Annotated in this window: 15 protein-coding genes and 1 tRNA gene; 12 read left to right on the forward strand and 4 right to left on the reverse strand. The window is 44.3% G+C overall.

The features are described from left to right. The first annotated feature begins 515 nt into the window (after window positions 1-515). Window positions 516-1445, forward strand: coding sequence for an ADP-ribosylglycohydrolase family protein (locus tag F6K38_RS20615; RefSeq protein WP_008179308.1), 930 nt, complete (start codon window positions 516-518; stop codon window positions 1443-1445). A gap of 179 nt (window positions 1446-1624) precedes the next feature. Here F6K38_RS20615 and F6K38_RS20620 read toward each other — a convergent pair whose 3' ends face one another. The 3 genes from F6K38_RS20620 to F6K38_RS20630 all read right to left on the reverse strand — a co-directional run bounded on the left by F6K38_RS20620 (window position 1625) and on the right by F6K38_RS20630 (window position 4428). Then, window positions 1625-2644 (reverse strand): helix-turn-helix domain-containing protein, encoded by a 1020-nt coding sequence (locus F6K38_RS20620; protein ID WP_008179306.1) that lies wholly within the window; start codon window positions 2642-2644, stop codon window positions 1625-1627. Continuing rightward, window positions 2641-3675, reverse strand: a complete 1035-nt coding sequence (locus F6K38_RS20625) for a hypothetical protein (protein ID WP_008179304.1) — start codon at window positions 3673-3675, stop codon at window positions 2641-2643. The genes F6K38_RS20620 and F6K38_RS20625 overlap by 4 nt, the downstream gene beginning before the upstream one ends. 93 nt (window positions 3676-3768) lie before the next feature. Next, entirely contained in the window at window positions 3769-4428 is a 660-nt protein-coding gene (locus F6K38_RS20630; protein ID WP_008179302.1) for an Npun_F0813 family protein, read from the reverse strand. Between the two features lie 650 nt (window positions 4429-5078). On the opposite strand from F6K38_RS20630, the gene F6K38_RS20635 reads away from it, so the two are divergent. From F6K38_RS20635 to F6K38_RS20645, 3 genes are all read left to right on the forward strand, one after another. Continuing rightward, window positions 5079-5151 (forward strand) — tRNA-Arg (locus tag F6K38_RS20635). 757 nt (window positions 5152-5908) lie between these two features. Continuing rightward, window positions 5909-6220: a hypothetical protein gene (locus tag F6K38_RS20640; protein WP_008179300.1), complete on the forward strand. Its 312-nt coding sequence runs from the start codon at window positions 5909-5911 to the stop codon at window positions 6218-6220. A 184-nt stretch (window positions 6221-6404) separates the two neighbouring features. After that, the gene (locus F6K38_RS20645) at window positions 6405-8132 is read left to right on the forward strand and encodes a succinate dehydrogenase/fumarate reductase flavoprotein subunit (RefSeq protein WP_008179299.1); all 1728 of its coding nucleotides are present in this window, start codon (window positions 6405-6407) and stop codon (window positions 8130-8132) included. Window positions 8133-8206: 74 nt separating this feature from the next. Here F6K38_RS20645 and F6K38_RS20650 read toward each other — a convergent pair whose 3' ends face one another. Further along, window positions 8207-9055, reverse strand: coding sequence for a tetratricopeptide repeat protein (locus F6K38_RS20650; protein ID WP_044492237.1), 849 nt, complete (start codon window positions 9053-9055; stop codon window positions 8207-8209). A gap of 351 nt (window positions 9056-9406) precedes the next feature. Here F6K38_RS20650 and patR point away from each other — a divergent pair, with 351 nt between their 5' ends. The 8 genes from patR to F6K38_RS20690 all read left to right on the forward strand — a co-directional run. Then, window positions 9407-10417 (forward strand): heterocyst master regulator PatR, encoded by a 1011-nt coding sequence (gene patR / locus F6K38_RS20655; protein WP_044492236.1) that lies wholly within the window; start codon window positions 9407-9409, stop codon window positions 10415-10417. 6 nt (window positions 10418-10423) lie between these two features. Beyond that, complete coding sequence (locus F6K38_RS20660; protein ID WP_154659665.1) at window positions 10424-10591, forward strand: hypothetical protein; 168 nt, start codon at window positions 10424-10426, stop codon at window positions 10589-10591. A 461-nt stretch (window positions 10592-11052) separates the two neighbouring features. Further along, window positions 11053-12846 (forward strand): SLC13 family permease, encoded by a 1794-nt coding sequence (locus tag F6K38_RS20665; RefSeq protein WP_008179293.1) that lies wholly within the window; start codon window positions 11053-11055, stop codon window positions 12844-12846. A 190-nt stretch (window positions 12847-13036) separates the two neighbouring features. Continuing rightward, the gene (locus F6K38_RS20670) at window positions 13037-13261 is read left to right on the forward strand and encodes a hypothetical protein (RefSeq protein ID WP_229414283.1); all 225 of its coding nucleotides are present in this window, start codon (window positions 13037-13039) and stop codon (window positions 13259-13261) included. A gap of 528 nt (window positions 13262-13789) precedes the next feature. Further along, window positions 13790-14599, forward strand: coding sequence for an ABC transporter permease (locus tag F6K38_RS20675; protein ID WP_081431980.1), 810 nt, complete (start codon window positions 13790-13792; stop codon window positions 14597-14599). Window positions 14600-14601: 2 nt separating this feature from the next. After that, window positions 14602-15879, forward strand: a complete 1278-nt coding sequence (locus tag F6K38_RS20680; protein WP_008179284.1) for an ABC transporter ATP-binding protein — start codon at window positions 14602-14604, stop codon at window positions 15877-15879. Between the two features lie 24 nt (window positions 15880-15903). Continuing rightward, complete coding sequence (locus F6K38_RS20685; RefSeq protein ID WP_008179282.1) at window positions 15904-16608, forward strand: acyltransferase; 705 nt, start codon at window positions 15904-15906, stop codon at window positions 16606-16608. A 27-nt stretch (window positions 16609-16635) separates the two neighbouring features. Beyond that, a partial coding sequence (locus F6K38_RS20690; protein ID WP_287357306.1) for a glycosyl transferase occupies window positions 16636-17335 on the forward strand: 700 nt, incomplete at its 3' end.

Consider the following 17335-nt stretch of genomic DNA (forward strand, 5'->3'; position numbering starts at 1 on the left):
ATCAGGATTTTGATTAACCGCGAAGATGCAAAAAACACCAACACTAGAGTAGCAGAGGTGATGGATTAGCTTCTAGCAAAAGAAGCCCCACATCTCAATGCGCAGCATGAGTGTTTAAAGTTACCGTAAGATAGGGTCGCTTTTATGGTTAGTCGGTTATGCGTAAAAGGGTTAAATATGCATGTAGTAAAGCGACCCTATCTAAGGCGCGCGTCTTATGGGATGAATTTTGCGCTCTTATTGCATGGAATAAGGAAACAATTACAATTGAATATCGTCTATACTAGATGTAGTAGGGAAAATAAATTAAGAGCTAACCGCCACCTACTAATTAAAAATAGAAATTATTGTATTGTTCCGGCGCGGAGGGGCATCCCGTGTCGTTAATAAAGCTTACCGAGTATCCGAACGCGCCCCGCGTCGGCGAAAGCCGATACCGTTGGGTGGAGTTGGTAAGAAGCCCACACTGAACCGTGCTTGTCAGTGTGGGAGTATGTCACAGGAGGAATTATCTCATGGAGCTAATTAACCGTTACCGTGGCAGTCTCTTAGGATTGGCTGTCGGGGATGCAGTCGGTACTACTTTAGAGTTTAAGCCACCAGGCTCTTTTACCCCGATTCAAGATATGGTGGGTGGTGGGACTTTTGGTTTGAAGCCTGGCTACTGGACTGATGATACATCCATGGCTCTGTGTTTAGCCCATAGTTTGATTGAGCAACAGGGGTTTGATCCAGTTGATCAATTACAGCAGTATCTGCGATGGTCCCGAGAAGGTTATCTCAGCAGCACAGGTCAGTGTTTTGACATTGGAAACACAGTATCCCAAGCCTTGCAGCAATTTCAAATAACCCAAAACCCTTACTGTGGTTCCACAGCTCCCCGTAGTGCTGGTAATGGGTCTATCATGCGCTTGGCTCCTGTGCCTTTGTTTTATGCTAAAAAACCCAGAGAAGCGATCGAGAAGTCTGGTGATAGTTCACGCACCACTCATGGAGTAGCAACCGCTGTAGATGCCTGTCGCTACTTGGGGGCCCTGCTAGTGGGAGCAGTTAATGGAGTAAGCAAAGAAGAACTGCTTTCGGAACTCTATTGCCCCATTCCTCAATACTGGCAAGAAAACCCAATGGTTGGGGAAATACACGAAATTGCCACAGGATCCTTCAAATACCGCCAGCCCCCAGAAATTAAGGGGACAGGTTATGTAGTCAAATCCTTAGAAGCCGCGTTATGGGCCTTTGAGCACAGTAGCTCGTTTCGGGAAGGCTGTCTGTTAGCCGTCAACTTGGGTGATGATGCTGATACCACCGGGGCAGTTTACGGACAATTGGCAGGGGCATTTTATGGATATCAAGGGATACCAGAATCTTGGCGTTACCGACTAGTTAAACGGGAGCTGATTGAGTCCACAGCTGACCAACTATTTGCCCTCGCTCAAAGCGCTTAAGTTATATCAAGTAAGTTATATCAATAGTTATAGCGTTTCAAATACTTATGAAGTACATTCCATTTGCTTCCCCCCTCCCACCCTTCCGCCAGCAGTAGGGGGAATTCCGACTCCCGACTCCCGACTCCCTAAAACCCTAAAGGCGAAAGTCCCTCACCCAGAAGCCAGCGGACTTGATATTAAATAGAATAGACCTGACCATCAATTAATAATCGGGTAATTCCTTTAGCTTGCAAATAGGAAGAGGTCTTCTGAAGCATCTGAGCATCAGGAACCTTGATGACTCGCTCAGAACGGTTAGAAAAACGCCGTGCTACCCTATGGTTTTCAAATACTGGCAAGGTTGTCTCTTGAACTTCTTCGTCAGGAATTTGTCCGAGGTCGCTAAACTCATTGAGAGGGCGAGCAATTAACTCCGCCGCTCGGCTGACTACCAAATAGCAGGTTTTAGGAAGGGAAGCTTCCGAGAGGGGCAAAATTTCAATGTAAGAACCGCTTTTAGCCACAGAGGTTCTGATGGATTCGTGAATCTCAGGATCTGGCAAGTCATCGTCCCAATCTTCATCTAGGTCATCTAGATCATCTAGGTCATCTAGGTCATCTAGATCATCTAGGTCATCCAAATCCTCTAAATCATCATCTTGATCCAAATCCCCTAAATCTTCGTCCAGCAACTCAGCGAATCTCCTAGTTGCTAGTCCCTTATCCTCAGGTAAGAATTCATCTTGGTCATCAACAGACTTATCTTCATCTGAACCTGATGTGGTAATATCTAGTTGCAGTTGGGTATGTTGCTCCTCTTCCTCCACTGGTGGTTGAGTAGCCACAGAGGAACGCTTACGCCGCCGACGTCCATCAGTAGAGGTTGAAGTCAATAAATCACTGATAGATTCTGCTAATGGTTCATTTGCTAATGGTTCATTTTCGAGTCCAACTAGTGATGATTGAGCTGCTGAATCTACCACAGGCTTAGCCGTTTTGACAGTAGAAGAGGAAACATGATCAGCAGTACGATTAGAGCGCTTTTGTTGGATTAGAGCCTCGTATTCTGGCTCCAACAAGTTGCTCTTAAGGATACGGCTAATGGTGGAGTTACTAACTCCATAACGGTCAGCCAGCGTTGAAGTTGTCTCTGCTGTCTGTCGATATAGTTCTAGGATGTCCTGTTTATCGACATCAGATAGTTTTCTTGGACTCATGCTACTTTTTCAGCTCGCCTGCGTGAACCACGACGGGAACGGCTCGATATTTGATATTCCAGGGCAGCCCCTATTGCAAACAATACACCACTGAATACAAAAAAGACTTCTGGTAAACCGCCACTTTCGTAGTTCGGTCTAGTCTCAGCATACTTAAACCACATATCTGCAATGTACAGGCAAAATGTGGCAGCGGCAATCATTTGCCAGGATTGGGAAAAACGTCCACCCCAAAACGCTAACAGTAGGGATGAGGCAATAATCAGCAGAATTACATCGAAAGCAATGTAGAGGGTCGTCAATTGGTTTGAATAGGCACTCAGTGAGTTGTCAAGTTCAATAGCCCACCTTGGAGAATTATGATCGGTACTCTGATTTGCCTCAGAGTTGGTTATTTCAGATGGCTCTGCCGAGATGACCATAGCATTATTGTCCTTGACCGGAACTGCTGTGGTCGAGTCAGAAATAGAATACGCAATTATCAAATCACCAGATTCAGGAGTGCTGGATTCGAGGGAAGGGGCAAGTAACAGCAAAGCAGCTAAGGCCATCCCCACTATGGCAATCGCTACAATCGTTAACCCTTGCCAAAGTTCTAAGTTTAAGCGCCTGGGAATAACTGCTAAAAACATGCCTACCCCAAGACATACGTAGGACGATAAGTAAAACACATCTGCTAGTGATACATCAGGGTTAAGGTGAAAATACAGCTCCCACACACCGAATATCAAGTCACCCATCAAATAGAACAGATTCCCCAGACCAAGTCCTAGCCAGACATTTCGTCCACTGGCAATCTGAGGGCTACGCCAATTTCTGAAACAGAGAATACTTGCTACTAGGAAGGGTATACATTCTAAAAAGTAGGTAGTAATCAGGTACCAAAATGGACTTTCTTGCCCAGGGGATGTAATCCCAAACAGCAAGAAGAATAATAGGGAGATAATCGCCCAAGCAATACCACCATAGATGATGGTATTGCTGCTGAGGGGGGATAGATTACCTGATGACCGTTCTGCAGAGCTGCTCATAAGGAATTTCACACTTATCACTGACTAGCACAATAAGACTATGGTTAGGCAGCTAAAATATCTATGATTCTTAAGCTTATTTTCAATTGTAGATTATTGCCATAGATTACCAAGATCAGAGTTGTTAAGCCAGTTGATAAACTGAGTTTGCTCCTGAGGGGGCATATCCTGCAATATATCGCTAACCCCCTGAGCAAAGTTGGTATTGCCAAAATAGTCTTTACCTAAGCGATAGAGTTCTTGCAACAGGGTGATCAAATCATGTTCTTCCCAGGTAGGAAAATCAGAGTTGGTAAGGGGGTCGATTTTGAGCAATTGTTGTACAGCTTGGGTCGATTCAACCTGGGGAAAGTTTAAATCTATCAAGATCTTGGCGATATCCTTCTGAAACAACCCAGCTTGTCTAGCTCCTAAGAAGTCTTCCACATCCATATACACCGTCTGTAGTAGCAAAAGACAGGCTTGAATGTAGGATACCCTAGTGCCCTCAGAGCTGGGTTCAGTGCCTAATTGCTCCAGACGGATTTTTCCCCAAACGCTGTAGCGGTCAGGTTCTTCCAACAATACACAAGCTTTGCCCCGATTATCGGTGAGGTCTCGCCAGAAAGCTATGGCTTCCTCTTCCTGAGTGGAACCAAATACACTGAGCAGGCGAAAGGTTTGCCCCTGGTAATTGAGAATCGGGATTTGCTGCTCCCTCTGTGGGTGCTGAATACTAGAGATTTCAACATCCTGCCTTTTCAAAATAAACATGATACTGGCACATGACTCCTGACAGGGTCAGGGGGTGCTGTTGACGAAGTGTTCTAACCCCCTAGTACTCTGTCAATTTAGTTTTGAGGGTTAGGGCAAGGTCGCACGGTGGCACGGTGGCAAGGTGTTAAGTCATACCTAATGCCTAGTAAAAGCGTGCCTAATCCGGAAAAGTATAGTTTACCCCTCAATTCAATTTTGACAGAGTACTAGTCACTATCTCCTGATCAGAATCCTTGTGACAGGGTCTGACTAAGTTCTGATCAGTGACACTGACTATGTACCTACCTTAACTCGGGTTCGAGCTAAGTGCCTTGAGTCTTACCGCTAATTGAGACAAGCAATCGATAATTGTGGTGGCTATCCACTTAAGCCCAAGGCTCTCCTGAGATCGGGAACGGGGAACGGGCAACGGTTAACGGGGAATGCTTTCTGTTACCGGAGCCATTGTTGCTTGATCCTAAGTTCCCTGTTCCTCCTTGACCTTGACTGTCCCGTTTGAAATTGGTATAATAGTTGTTTATGGTTTACCGACACAGGAGTGAATACCCCCAAAGCGCCTTGATAGGACTAGGTATTAGCCACACAGAGACTGGTACCCGATCACCAGCCAAGCAAAAACAGTTTTTTCTGATGTATGATATAGCTATGCCCTCGTAGCTCAGTGGATAGAGCAAGGGATTTCTAATCCCTGGGTCGTGGGTTCAAATCCTACCGAGGGCGCTCTTTGGTTATTGGTCAAAAGTCAATACCATCTGGCTTAATTTGGCTCACAAAATACATAGGACTAAGGTCTAAATGTAAAGTGATGTTGCGCTCCTCTTAAAAATTATTGAGAAATCCCCCAAACCTGGATGAGACGCATATGCTTAGCTAAACCGCGAGAAGCCCCGCACTTTACCCGATAGGGTAAGTGTCTTGAAGTTACCGTAAGAATAGGGTCGCCTTTATGGTTGGCAGGCTATGCGGAAAAAGGTTAAAACTCATTGATTAAGGCGACCCTATTCTAAGGTTTCATCTCTAGGATGACAGCGGGGCAAGGGTCGTAACGGAGCTTGCCAATTAACTGTGACATACTAGGTATAGTAGGGACATCAAATTAAGAGCTAATCGCCACCTACTAATTAAACCTTGACAACAAAGAATATGGGGTGACCTTCAGAAAAACTCGATAGTTTGAGTTATCTGTGAATGGGTAAAATTCCATAGGTGCGCTTTCCGTCGGCGAATTAAATTCGCGTGGCGGTGCGACCCAAGGCCGGGGAACCCGGCCTTGGGTCGCACCAACGGGCTCGCACCTGCAGTACTTTGGTTCTAGAACTTCTTGTATTGTTCCGGCGCGGAGGGGCATCCCGTGTCGTTAATAAAGCTTACCGAGTATCCGAAGCGATGGCTGGAGTTGGTAAGAAGCCCGCGCTGTACCGCGCTTGTCAGCGTCGGGAGTATGTCACAAAAATAAAGAAATGTGTCAAGAGATGCCATGGATAACTTACAACGATATCGCATTGTCTGCACCCTAAGCTTTGGTGACATTTATGGACAAATTATGGTTTGGTTAATCGTAATTTTCCTGAGTCTCGCCTCAGCCTTAGCTCTTTGGAGTGCTGACCGCCAAATTTACGCTCTGGCAACTGTCGGGCTGATTTTGGTACTATCTCTGCCCTTCCTGCTCTTTGCCTTCGTGACTACATTGTTAAACCATATTGAAATTGCTCAGATGGAAGAGGAGGAAACCACATCAACAGCGGTCGGCAGAGCGCCTAGACAGAAACCGATTGAGGCGACCGGTTGAAGAGAATCCGAACCATCCCCGGCTTTTTCAGAACCCGGGGAAGGAGAGTTGAGAGCCTCCGTGCTTGATGAGGGGCGCTTCATTCTTTGTCAGAATCCTAGGGGCTAGATGCCTAGAGGCTAGATGCCTAGAGGCTATAACCTAGAGCATAAAATAGGAATTCGGATTCCATAATACGACCGAGATGCTAGAACACGATGTCATTATTGTCGGTGGGGGATTAGCTGGATGTCGCGCTGCTTTAGAGATTAAACGCTCTGAGCCTAAGCTGGATGTCGCCCTTGTGGCTAAAACTCACCCAATTCGTTCCCATTCGGTGGCTGCCCAAGGGGGTATGGCAGCTACTCTGAAGAATGTTGATGCGTCCGATAGCTGGGAAGCCCATGCCTTTGACACGGTTAAAGGGTCTGACTACTTGGCAGACCAGGATGCAGTAGAAATCCTCACCAAAGAGGCTCCAGAGGTAGTCATTGAGCTGGAACACATGGGGGTGCTGTTTTCCCGCTTACCGGATGGTCGGATTGCTCAGAGGGCTTTTGGAGGTCATTCCCATCGGCGCACTTGCTACGCGGCAGATAAGACGGGTCACGCCATTTTGCATGAACTGGTGAACAATCTCCGGCATAACGGTGTCAAACTCTACGATGAGTGGTACGTTATGCAGCTGATTTTGGAAGAGGGTCAGGCAAAAGGGGTGGTTATGTTCCAGCTCCTAGACACGAAGGTGGAAGTAGTACGGGCAAAAGCTGTCATGTTCGCTACCGGGGGTTATGGACGGGTATTTAATACGACCTCCAATGACTTTGCCTCCACTGGGGATGGTCTGGCAATGTCAGCTCTGGCTGGGGTGCCTTTGGAAGATATGGAGTTTGTACAGTTTCACCCTACGGGCTTGTATCCGGTGGGGGTTTTGATTTCTGAGGCGGTACGAGGGGAAGGGGCTTATCTGATTAACTCAGAAGGTGATCGCTTTATGAGCGACTACGCCCCCAAACAAATGGAACTGGCACCCCGGGATATTACTTCAAGAGCGATTACCCTAGAACTCAGAGCTGGTCGTGGAATTCATCCTGATGGCAGTGCAGGTGGACCTTTTGTTTACCTTGACCTGCGCCATATGGGCAAAGACAAGATTATGAGTCGGATTCCGTTTTGCTGGGAAGAAGCCCATCGCTTGCTTGGTATTGACGCAGTACATCAACCAATGCCAGTACGACCAACTGCCCACTACTCCATGGGGGGAATCCCTGTCAACACCGATGGGCAAGTCCATAGTGGTAAAGATGGGTTAATTGAGGGCTTCTTTGCCGCTGGGGAATCAGCCTGTATCTCTGTTCATGGGGCAAATCGCCTCGGGAGTAATTCCCTGTTGGAATGTGTCGTTTATGGCAAAAGAACTGGTGCTGCGATCGCAAAATACGTCCAAGACCGGAAGTTACCAGACATTGATGAGCAATCCTACCTCAATGCAGCCCAGGCAAAAATCAAAGCCCTTGTGGAAAAATCTGGCACCTTACGGCTTAACCAGTTGCGTCAAGCCTTCCAAGACTGTATGACCCAATTCTGTGGCGTTTTCCGTAACCAAGCTTCCATGGAGGAGGGGTTAAACCAACTGGAACAATTGAAACAACAGTACCAGCAAATTTATTTGGATGACAAAGGCAACTGTTGGAACACGGAAATTATCGAAGCCTTGGAACTGCGCAATTTAATGATAGTCGGAGAAATCATTCTTACATCTGCCCTGAACCGACGAGAAAGCCGGGGTGCCCATAGCCGGGAGGATTATCCCCAACGGGATGATCCCAATTTTCTCAAACACACCCTAGCTTTTTACTCATCCGCAGGTATTGACCTGCAATATAAACCGGTAAGCATGACCTTGTTTGAACCGAAAGAGCGGAAGTATTGATTACTAGTCCGAGACTGCCTCAGTGGTCGAGTCATGGGTAACTAGCGTTAGTACTCTGTGTCGGTTACTCATCACTAATCTTCGGGAGTTTCGGGAATTTCGGGAGTTTCCGGAGTTTTTGGAGTTTCGGCTGCCAACTGTTTGACTTGGTCTTTGTACTTGGCTGGTGCTAGGGATGTAGCCTGGTCAAAGAGGGGTTTAGCCTTTTCAGTGTTACCCTGTTCTTGAAAAATCATGGCTTTAGCTAGCACTGGTCTCCAGTCATCTTGGTTGCCTTTGATTGCCTGGTCATATATAGCTGTGGCTTCGTCATAACGCTTCTGATTCGCGTAAACTTGACCTAACAACAACTGCACAGAAATGACATCAATGCTCCCAGGCTTAATTTCATTGACTTGCTGGGAACTTTTTAAGGTGTCTTGCAGCAAACCGATGGCTGCTTCTGGGCGGTTTTCCTGGGTTAGCAAACTAACTAACCCTTGCAGAGCATTCATATCCCCAGGCTTAGCGTTTAATATGTCCCGATAGGCTTGAGCTGCTCCTTCGCGATCGCCAATTTGTTGTTTTACCTGAGCCAGCAAGACTCCATAATCTGTCTGGTCAGTATTGAGTTTGGCTAACTTTTCTAGGGGTTCAATCGTGCCTTTGATGTCTCTTAGCTGCAGCCGTATCTCCAGCAGACCTCTCAAAGCCGTTAAATTTTCTGGTTCTCGCTGCAAGACTAGTTCATAACCCTTGGCTTGAGCTTCTAGTTCTGCTTGCTGCTGGGCAGACATATTTGGTGTAGCTGTAGGTGTTGCCCCAACAGAGGCGGGATTATCCTTGAAAATATTCCCTAGCAAAGGAATCATCGAAATACCGATAAACGCTAGCACAGCTAGTACTAGCACTATTTTGATCCACAGACTGCGCTTTTGAGACACAAAACCTTCTTGAACTCTATTGCCATTATGAAACGATTTGGGGGTTTTAAAGTATCCTCCCATAAATCCTATCTATTAAATAAGCTAGCATTAAAGCTCAGTTAAATCGGCTAGAAACCGCTCAGATTAAAGATTCCATAAACTTTGCGGATCTAGCCTTTATCTCACTGCATTCTGTACAGTGGGTAGACTAGTACCAAGTGCGCTCACCCTCCAGTTTTGTGGTGGCAAGAATCCAGGATAATTTTTTCTGGAAAGGACACCGGAAAGCTGGAAGATGTTGACAAAACAATGCTGCCAATGTCAGTCAAAACCACCCATGGGAATGTGTCTCCGCCGCTAGGAGGTTATATGAATTCGTCTGTGAATCGGCTTCCCGACTCAGCTGAGTCATCTGGAATCCAACCACCGGAAGTATCCAGTGTGCAAAACCAGCCCCCAGAAACACCAACTGGTGGCTCTCAAGATACCACCAAATCAGCTCCCTTAGCTGAATCTAATGGGAAAGTAACTACTCAGGTCTCAAGTAAGGTCTCAAGACAGCACCCAATTCCTGCCCCCAGTGAACCTAGGCAATACCGCGCCATTGGTCTGGTCAATGGCAAATATATGCCTTCCGCAGAGCAGTTGACCAGGGGAACACTTGTAGCGGCAGATGGAACCTTGATTGATGCGGTGTTACTCGGTCGGGTCATGAGTTTGGTCAAGAATCACTTAGATCTCAATCAGCCCCACCTCTGGGTTGTCTATCCCCGCATCAGGCAAGCAGACGATAACTTACATGTCCAAATTGTTGGCGTCTGGGAACCAGAAACTCTCGAACCCACAGCTTCAGCTGAAACAACTGACTCGGGAGTTGCTCAGTCCGAAGCAGAAGTCGAGACATCAAATGACTCCTCAGAAGCTGAGGCGGAACCGATTCCGAAGGATGGCTATTTTTCCATTCGTGGCGAGGTGATCTACCATTCGCGGGAGAAGGAACAAGTCGTTGTTAAAATTAGGCAATTACCTCGTAAAGAGTCAGATAAGCCTAAGTTTTTCAAGTTAAAGCTTAAGGGTTGCCTGGGAGAAAGGGTCGTTGGTCATTTTTGGGATTTACATGCACAGCTGCAAGCCAATACCCTGGTGATCCAGGAAGGAAACGATATTGGTTTTCTCAACAAATTTGGACCAAAGAGGAAACCATTTAATAAAAATAAAAAACGTTTTGGTGCTAAAAAGAGTTACCCGAAGCCACGCCCTCCTCGTAAAAAGGATGGCGTGGCTACAGCCACAGCACCCAAACCCCAAAGACCAAGACCGAAACCGATCAAGCGTATTGACAAGGGTAGTAAGGGTGATCCCTCTGGGAATTCTGCTTGATGGGAAGTGGAAAATTGCTCGAAGCGTGAGCTACCACGCTTTACTTTGAAGAAGATGGGGGGATGGGGGAATCGGGACGGACATGGAATATCCCCTACTCCCCTACTCCAGAAGCTACCTGTTCCCCTGGCATCCTCAGAGCAACCCCCAGGAGTTTATTCAATTTTAATTTAATTGATTTTTTTGTTGGCGGGATGGTAAGATTAACAGTCAACAGTTAACAGTCAACAGTTAACAGTCAACAATAATTGACAGTTTATTATTAATTTTTTTTAAATCAAGGGTGTCTTAATTTAAAGTTTTAATTAAGGGATCTACTTGACTAGATAATAATGAATAATTAAGTTCATAGTCACGGATGAATTCGGGGAATAAAGATTAGTACATGCTTGTTCCAAAGTTCCGAAGTTCCGAAGTTACCTTTAAATTAATTTGATTTCCTAAGGCTTATGCTCATTGCTATAACTATAAATTAGTTTGATAAAGGATACGCTAACTAATAGCGTTATTGAATCATTTTGGCTAGTATATGGCGAGATAAATTCCATGGATAGGTAAATTTATCAAAATGTTTGATGGATGTCCATGAGCTACCTAACTAAGGTAGTCTTTTTTGGTGAGAGCGATCGCTATCTATGACTATATTTCTAACCCTGAGCGTTGTCCTACTAGCTTTAATCAGTTTCATTAGGGAATGGATGCCAGTGGATATCACTGCGATCGCAGTGATGGTATTACTTATGCTTCTAAAGCTAGTCACCCCAGAACAGGGAATCTCCGGTTTTGGCAACCCTGCCACGATCACTGTGATGGCTATGTTTATCCTCAGTGCTGGGATTGCCCGAACTGGGGCGCTTCAAATCGTGAATGACCTACTGCTGAAGTGGGGAGGCAAGGAGTCAACCCAGCAAATCTTTACCATGGGAATAATTGCTGGGCCCATAACAGGCTTCATTAACAATACCGCTGTGGTGGCTGTACTACTTCCTATTGTAGAAGATTGGTGCCGCAAGCAAAGTATTTCCCCTTCTAGGCTTTTGATGCCCTTATCCTTTGTCACTATCTTAGGGGGCATGATCACTACCATTGGCACCTCCACTAATGTCTTGGCCAGTGGGTTGTCTAAACAGTTGGGCTATGGTGATTTCAGCTTGTTTCAATTCACCCGATTGGGGCTAATTACATTCACCATAGGATTGGCATATTTGGCTCTAGTGGCACCCCGACTTTTGCCCAACCGTAAAGTAGCCAGCAATGGTATTGTCACTCAGGACTATAATCTCAAAGAGTATGTCAGTGAAATTGTCATTACACCAGATTCCAGCCTAGTGGGGCAAACCCTACGTGCCAGTGAAATTCAGCGGAAGTTTGATTTGGACGTTTTGGAACTGATTCGCAATGGTAGCCGTTTTCCCCAACCGCTGGCAGATAAAGTATTGCGACCAGGGGATATTTTGATTGTGAGGTCTGGTCGGGAGTGTCTGCTGAGAGTCAAAGATGAACGAGGGATAGAAATCTTAGCTGATGTCCAATTTGGAAAGCAACCCTTGGAAACGGGTCTTACCTCTGGGGAGGAAGGGATTGCTGAGGTGTTGATCCTGGCTAACTCTAATTTAATTGGCTCAACCTTAAAGGATATGCGGTTTCGACAACGCTATAACGGTACGGTTTTGGCAATTCGACGGGGACAGGAACTGGTCAGAGAAAGACTTGGAAGAGTTTGCTTGCACTTTGGTGATGTGCTGTTGGTACAAGGTCCGAGGCAAAGTTTGTTGGGATTGCAAACCAGTCGAGATTTGTTGGTGATTGGACAGCGAGATTTAGAAACCCTACGGCGAGACAAAGCAGGGATTGCGATCGCAATTAGTGTAGGGGTAGTCTTAGCAGCTGCCTTTAATGTACTACCGATTATGGTGAGTGCCTTGTTGGGAGTAGTCTTGATGGTGATCACTGGTTGTCTCAAGCCTGGGGAACTGTACGGAACAGTACGCTGGGATATTATTTTCCTGCTGGCTGGGTTAATTCCTTTGGGAATAGCCATGAAGGAGTCAGGCACAACCCAATGGTTAGGGGAAAATTTAGTGGCACTGGGGGGTAATCTCCCTGGTTATTGGTTGTTAACACTGTTCTATGTGGTTACTGTCCTGATCACAGAGGTGCTGTCTAATAATGCTTCGGTGGTGTTACTATTGCCGATTGCTGTGGAGGTAGCTAAGAGTTTGAGTCTCAATCCTCTGGCATTTATGTTTACAGTGATGTTTGCAGCATCCAATAGTTTTATGACTCCGATTGGGTATCAGACCAATACCATGGTTTATGGGCCAGGGGGTTACAGGTTTTTGGATTTTGCTAGGGTGGGTGCCCCATTAAGTTTGTTGATGGCATTGATTATTCCGCCACTGGTGATTGCCCTGTATGGGTTGTCTTGAGTCTCCCCGCTATAAATAGACCGGGATTCTTGAAGCTTTAGCTAAATCTTTTACTATCCAACTGCTAAGTGATCCGAGAGCTGAAATCCGAAGAGTCGGGAAATGATTAACCCCTTATATCAAGTCTGGTTGAATACCCATCAATTTTGGGGGGCGCGGGGAGCTTGGGGAGGGTGGGAAGTGTGGGGAGATGGCCAGATGGCCAGATGGCCAGATGGGGGAGATTTTTATTAAGGGTAATTATCCTGACATGATATTACCGGCAACAGACGGGTCGGAAAGTCCGGTTCTAAACCAGAGGTGCCCGATGGTATACTCTGGACTCTTTCCCCTCTTCCCCCTCCTGATTGTGAATCGTGATATCTTTGAACGCAACTTGATATCAAGGCTGGTGATTGGAAAAAAAATTGGCTGAAGAATAGTTTGGTCAACTGGGGTAGAGTTTTTTTTCTGAACCAATGAATTTAATTGATTGGCTAAACTATCCAGATTTAACCAATAACTCTTGAATAACTGAACAGATAATTATTATAAACCATAATTCTAGATTTAAAATCTCACCATAACCTGTAGATTATAGCAAAAAAATAGTATCAAATTATTCAAGCTTTAAAGAGTTGTAAACCATTGATATTTTAGCAATAAAACCTATATTATTACGTTTTATTAATGGCCATTACACTCTTTTAAAAAATACCTTAAATAAGTATAAATACCTCAGAGCTAAAACCTAGCAGGGCGCTATGGTAAAGCTATGATAATAATAAATTTTAAATTAATTTAAAATTTATTATTATATAATCGATTCGATAAAATAATTGATTGTTATTCCACAAGTTTAAACCAGAGTAACCATAGGGATTTTAGTGAGGAGATAGTTTTGAAACGGACTCAAAGATCAGATCAGAGATTACCCAGGGTGGTTTATACCCCTGAGAGTCAGATGAGGCATCCGCTTCAATTATTTCAAGAGATGGGGCGAGACTTGCTGGCTTCTAGAGAACTAGCTTGGCGACTTCTGGTCCGGGATATCAGTGCTCAATACCGCCAGTCATTGCTGGGAATTATCTGGGCTTTTATACCACCAATTGTGACGGCTGTTGGCTTTACTTTGGCTAAGAGTAACGGGGTGATTAATGTTGGTAGCACGGGCTTGCCCTATCCAGCTTATGTGATGTTTAGCATGACCCTGTGGCAGACTTTTGTGGAAACACTGAATGGTCCTGTCCAAGCGGTGACCGAGGCAAAGGCGATGTTGGCTAAAATTAATTTCCCCCGTGAAGCCATTATTCTTAGCAAACTGGGTCAAGTATTTTTTAACTTTGGTATCAAGCTGATTCTGATTGTGGGCTTGTTTATCTGGTTCAGGATGCCAGTAAGTTGGAGCGTGATTATAGCACCAGTGGCTTTCATTCATCTTGTCTTATTCGGAACATTTATTGGCTTGTTATTAGCCCCGATGGGAGCCTTGTATAAAGATTTTTCTATGGGTCTTACTTTGGCAACTGGATTTTGGTTGTTTCTGACTCCAGTTGTCTACCCAGTTCCTAGTGAGGGGGTATTTGGCGCTATTGTGAAATTGAATCCAGTCACTCCTTTGCTGGTGACAACACGAGAGTTGGCAACGACAGGTGTGATATCAGAACCTCTGGGATTTTGGGTTACGAGTGGGATTGCTGTTGTGGGATTGCTCCTAGCTTGGATTGTCTATCGTCTATCCATCCCTTTTGTAGTTGAGAGGATCAGTTCTTAATTATGATTAGTAGCACTGAGCGAGACGTTGCGGACAAATCCCAGGATAGTGAAGTCATTCTCTCGGTTAATGGGGTTTCTAAAAAGTTTTGTCGGGACTTGAAGCGGTCTTTATTATATGGGGTCCATGATATTGCCACTGAGTTAGTAGGATTGAGGCAGAAGGATGAGAAGCTGCGGAAAAAGGAGTTTTGGGCACTGAATGATGTCAGTATTCAATTGCGACGAGGAGAAGCTATTGGCTTAGTGGGGACAAATGGTAGTGGTAAATCGACATTGTTGCGGATTATTAGTGGTTTGATTAAGCCGGATGTTGGCTCTGTGGAAGTTAAAGGTCGGTTGGCACCATTGATTGCTTTGGGAGCAGGGTTTAATCCGATTTTGACAGGGCGGGAAAATATTTATGCCAATATGTCGATTTTGGGGTTGTCGAAGGAAGAAATTGATCAGCGGTTTGATCAAGTTCTAGAGTTTGCGGAAATTGGGGATGCGATTGATTCGCCGGTACAAACCTATAGTTCTGGAATGGCAGCAAGGTTAGGCTTCGCTAGTGCAATTCATACAGAACCAGATATTCTTCTGATTGATGAGGTGCTAGCAGTCGGCGATCTTCTGTTTAGGATGAAATGCTATAGAAAGCTGTCTGAATTACGTGATAAAGGTACAACGTTTGTTCTAGTAGCTCACAATCCTAATTCTATTCTATCTATTTGTGATTCAGCAATTTATCTTCAACGAGGAAAATTACTAGCAGTTGGTAAGGCGGCTGTGGTAATGCAAAAATATGATGAAGATTTGTTCCTAGATAACAAACAGGAATCACAGGGAGCTGTTTTCTTGAAAGAAAAATCACCAGAAGAAAGCACTGGTTTAGATATTATTGGCGTTTACTTTAGAGATGGACAAGGAAATAGGATTGAATATCCTATGAGTGGTCAACCTTTATACTTGTGTGTTAAGTGCAAAGCTCACACAGAAATTTCTCATGGCATCCTTTGTTTTCAGATTAGAGAAATTGCAGGAGAAGGGGAACCATTATTAAACCTCGATAGTCACCTAGACAACACAATATTAAAAATTTATAATGGACTAGTTGAACTTCAGTTAGAAATGCCTTATCTTGGATTAAGACCTGGTTCTTACTCTAGTAGAGTCTGGGTCAAAAAGCCACCTAAGTATATCTACGATCACGTACCATTAACCTTCAAAGTTAAAAGTAATTCATTAATGACACAATGTCAATTTTATCAACCTAGAAAATGGAAAGCATTACCCCAATAATTTTTTTTATAACCATTATCAAATATGTGGAACTTATTTAAGTTAATTCGTAATTTACGGAATAATTATAAAAAAAAAGTAATACAAAACTATTACCATAAAAACCTGGGAAATCTTGGGGAAGACTGTTATATAGGCAAAAGCGTAATCAAAAATAATTTAAGTAAATTATTTCTTGGAAATCGAGTCATTGTAGAAAATAATGTAACTCTTAAATGTAATTTGGAAGACTCTGCTATTCATATTGGCGATCGCTCAATTATCCGAAGTTCAGCAATGCTCATATCTGCACAGGGTAAGATAAAAATTGGTAGTGACTGTAGTGTCAACCCTTTCTGTTTTCTTTATGGTGCAGGTGACTTAGTTATAGGAAACTGGGTCAGAATCGCTACCCATACTGTAATTGTTACTTCAAACTATACCTTTGATGATCTTGATACGCCTATCGACCTTCAACCGTCTACTAAGAAAGGTGTCATTATAGAAGATGATGTTTGGATAGGAGCGGGAGTAAGAATCCTTGATGGTTGCAGAATAGGTAAAGGTTCTGTCATCGGTGCTGGGACAGTTTTAACCAAGAGTGTTGAGCCTTACTCCGTAGTTGTAGGAGTACCAGGCAAGGTTATTCGTAAACGTGGTGAACCTAAAGAGAGTAAACAGGATCAAGTTTTTTCCAAGACTAGTCAAAGTCACATAGATTTACCTAATCAAATTATTACTAATAAATAATTCCTAGCACTATTAGGAAAATTAGCCATGAAAAATCAAGAGCGTGTGCGAGTATTTATCGGATCTGGCGAAGCGAGTCTACTGGAGAGGAAAGTATCAATTTACTCTCTTCGTAAGCATAGCCATAGGGAACTGGATATTTATGTTTTCAATGGCACCCACAATGCTATTGAACTTAATGATGATCAGCCTTATATCGCTCCCATGTCCTTAAGAGTTAAATATCGGAATACAACTGAGTTTAGTCTCTACCGATATTTGATTCCACAGCTCTGTAACTATCAAGGTAAAGCTATTTATATTGACTCAGATACTATCTGTTTGACTGATATTGGTGAACTATTAGACACACCTTTGAATGGCTGTGATTTCCTGGCAAAAAGAGCTTATAGCAGTGAAGCTAAAGACCTTTGGGGCTTGAGCGTAATGCTGATCGATTGTCAAAAATGCAACTTTGATTTAGAAACCTACTACGACGAAATTGAGCAAGGTCTGTATTCTTACCCTGACCTTGCCCGTATGAGTCCTGCTTTTCTTGCTCATCACCATTACCAGATCGGAGAACTAGACCCCCTTTGGAATGTCTTTGATTACTATGACAAAGATACGAAGTTAATCCACTATACGAACCTCTACACTCAACCCTGGAAGTATACCAATCATCCCTATGGAGATCTATGGTTTCAGTACTTTAACGAAGCTAGGGATTGCGGTTATATAACCCAAA

Origin of the sequence: Moorena sp. SIO3B2 (assembly GCF_010692525.1) — a bacterium.
GTDB classification, from domain to species: domain Bacteria; phylum Cyanobacteriota; class Cyanobacteriia; order Cyanobacteriales; family Coleofasciculaceae; genus Moorena; species Moorena producens.

Coding starts and splice junctions, on each gene's coding strand:
- patR (WP_044492236.1), top strand. CDS start 9,407: ATGAATTCGTCTGTGAATCGGCTTCCCGACTCAGCTGAGTCATCTGGA.
- F6K38_RS20685 (WP_008179282.1), top strand. CDS start 15,904: ATGTGGAACTTATTTAAGTTAATTCGTAATTTACGGAATAATTATAAA.
- F6K38_RS20665 (WP_008179293.1), top strand. CDS start 11,053: ATGACTATATTTCTAACCCTGAGCGTTGTCCTACTAGCTTTAATCAGT.
- F6K38_RS20675 (WP_081431980.1), top strand. CDS start 13,790: ATGAGGCATCCGCTTCAATTATTTCAAGAGATGGGGCGAGACTTGCTG.
- F6K38_RS20625 (WP_008179304.1), bottom strand. CDS start 3,675: ATGAGCAGCTCTGCAGAACGGTCATCAGGTAATCTATCCCCCCTCAGC.
- F6K38_RS20670 (WP_229414283.1), top strand. CDS start 13,037: ATGGCCAGATGGCCAGATGGCCAGATGGGGGAGATTTTTATTAAGGGT.
- F6K38_RS20620 (WP_008179306.1), bottom strand. CDS start 2,644: ATGAGTCCAAGAAAACTATCTGATGTCGATAAACAGGACATCCTAGAA.
- F6K38_RS20680 (WP_008179284.1), top strand. CDS start 14,602: ATGATTAGTAGCACTGAGCGAGACGTTGCGGACAAATCCCAGGATAGT.
- F6K38_RS20630 (WP_008179302.1), bottom strand. CDS start 4,428: ATGTTTATTTTGAAAAGGCAGGATGTTGAAATCTCTAGTATTCAGCAC.
- F6K38_RS20640 (WP_008179300.1), top strand. CDS start 5,909: ATGGATAACTTACAACGATATCGCATTGTCTGCACCCTAAGCTTTGGT.
- F6K38_RS20645 (WP_008179299.1), top strand. CDS start 6,405: ATGCTAGAACACGATGTCATTATTGTCGGTGGGGGATTAGCTGGATGT.
- F6K38_RS20615 (WP_008179308.1), top strand. CDS start 516: ATGGAGCTAATTAACCGTTACCGTGGCAGTCTCTTAGGATTGGCTGTC.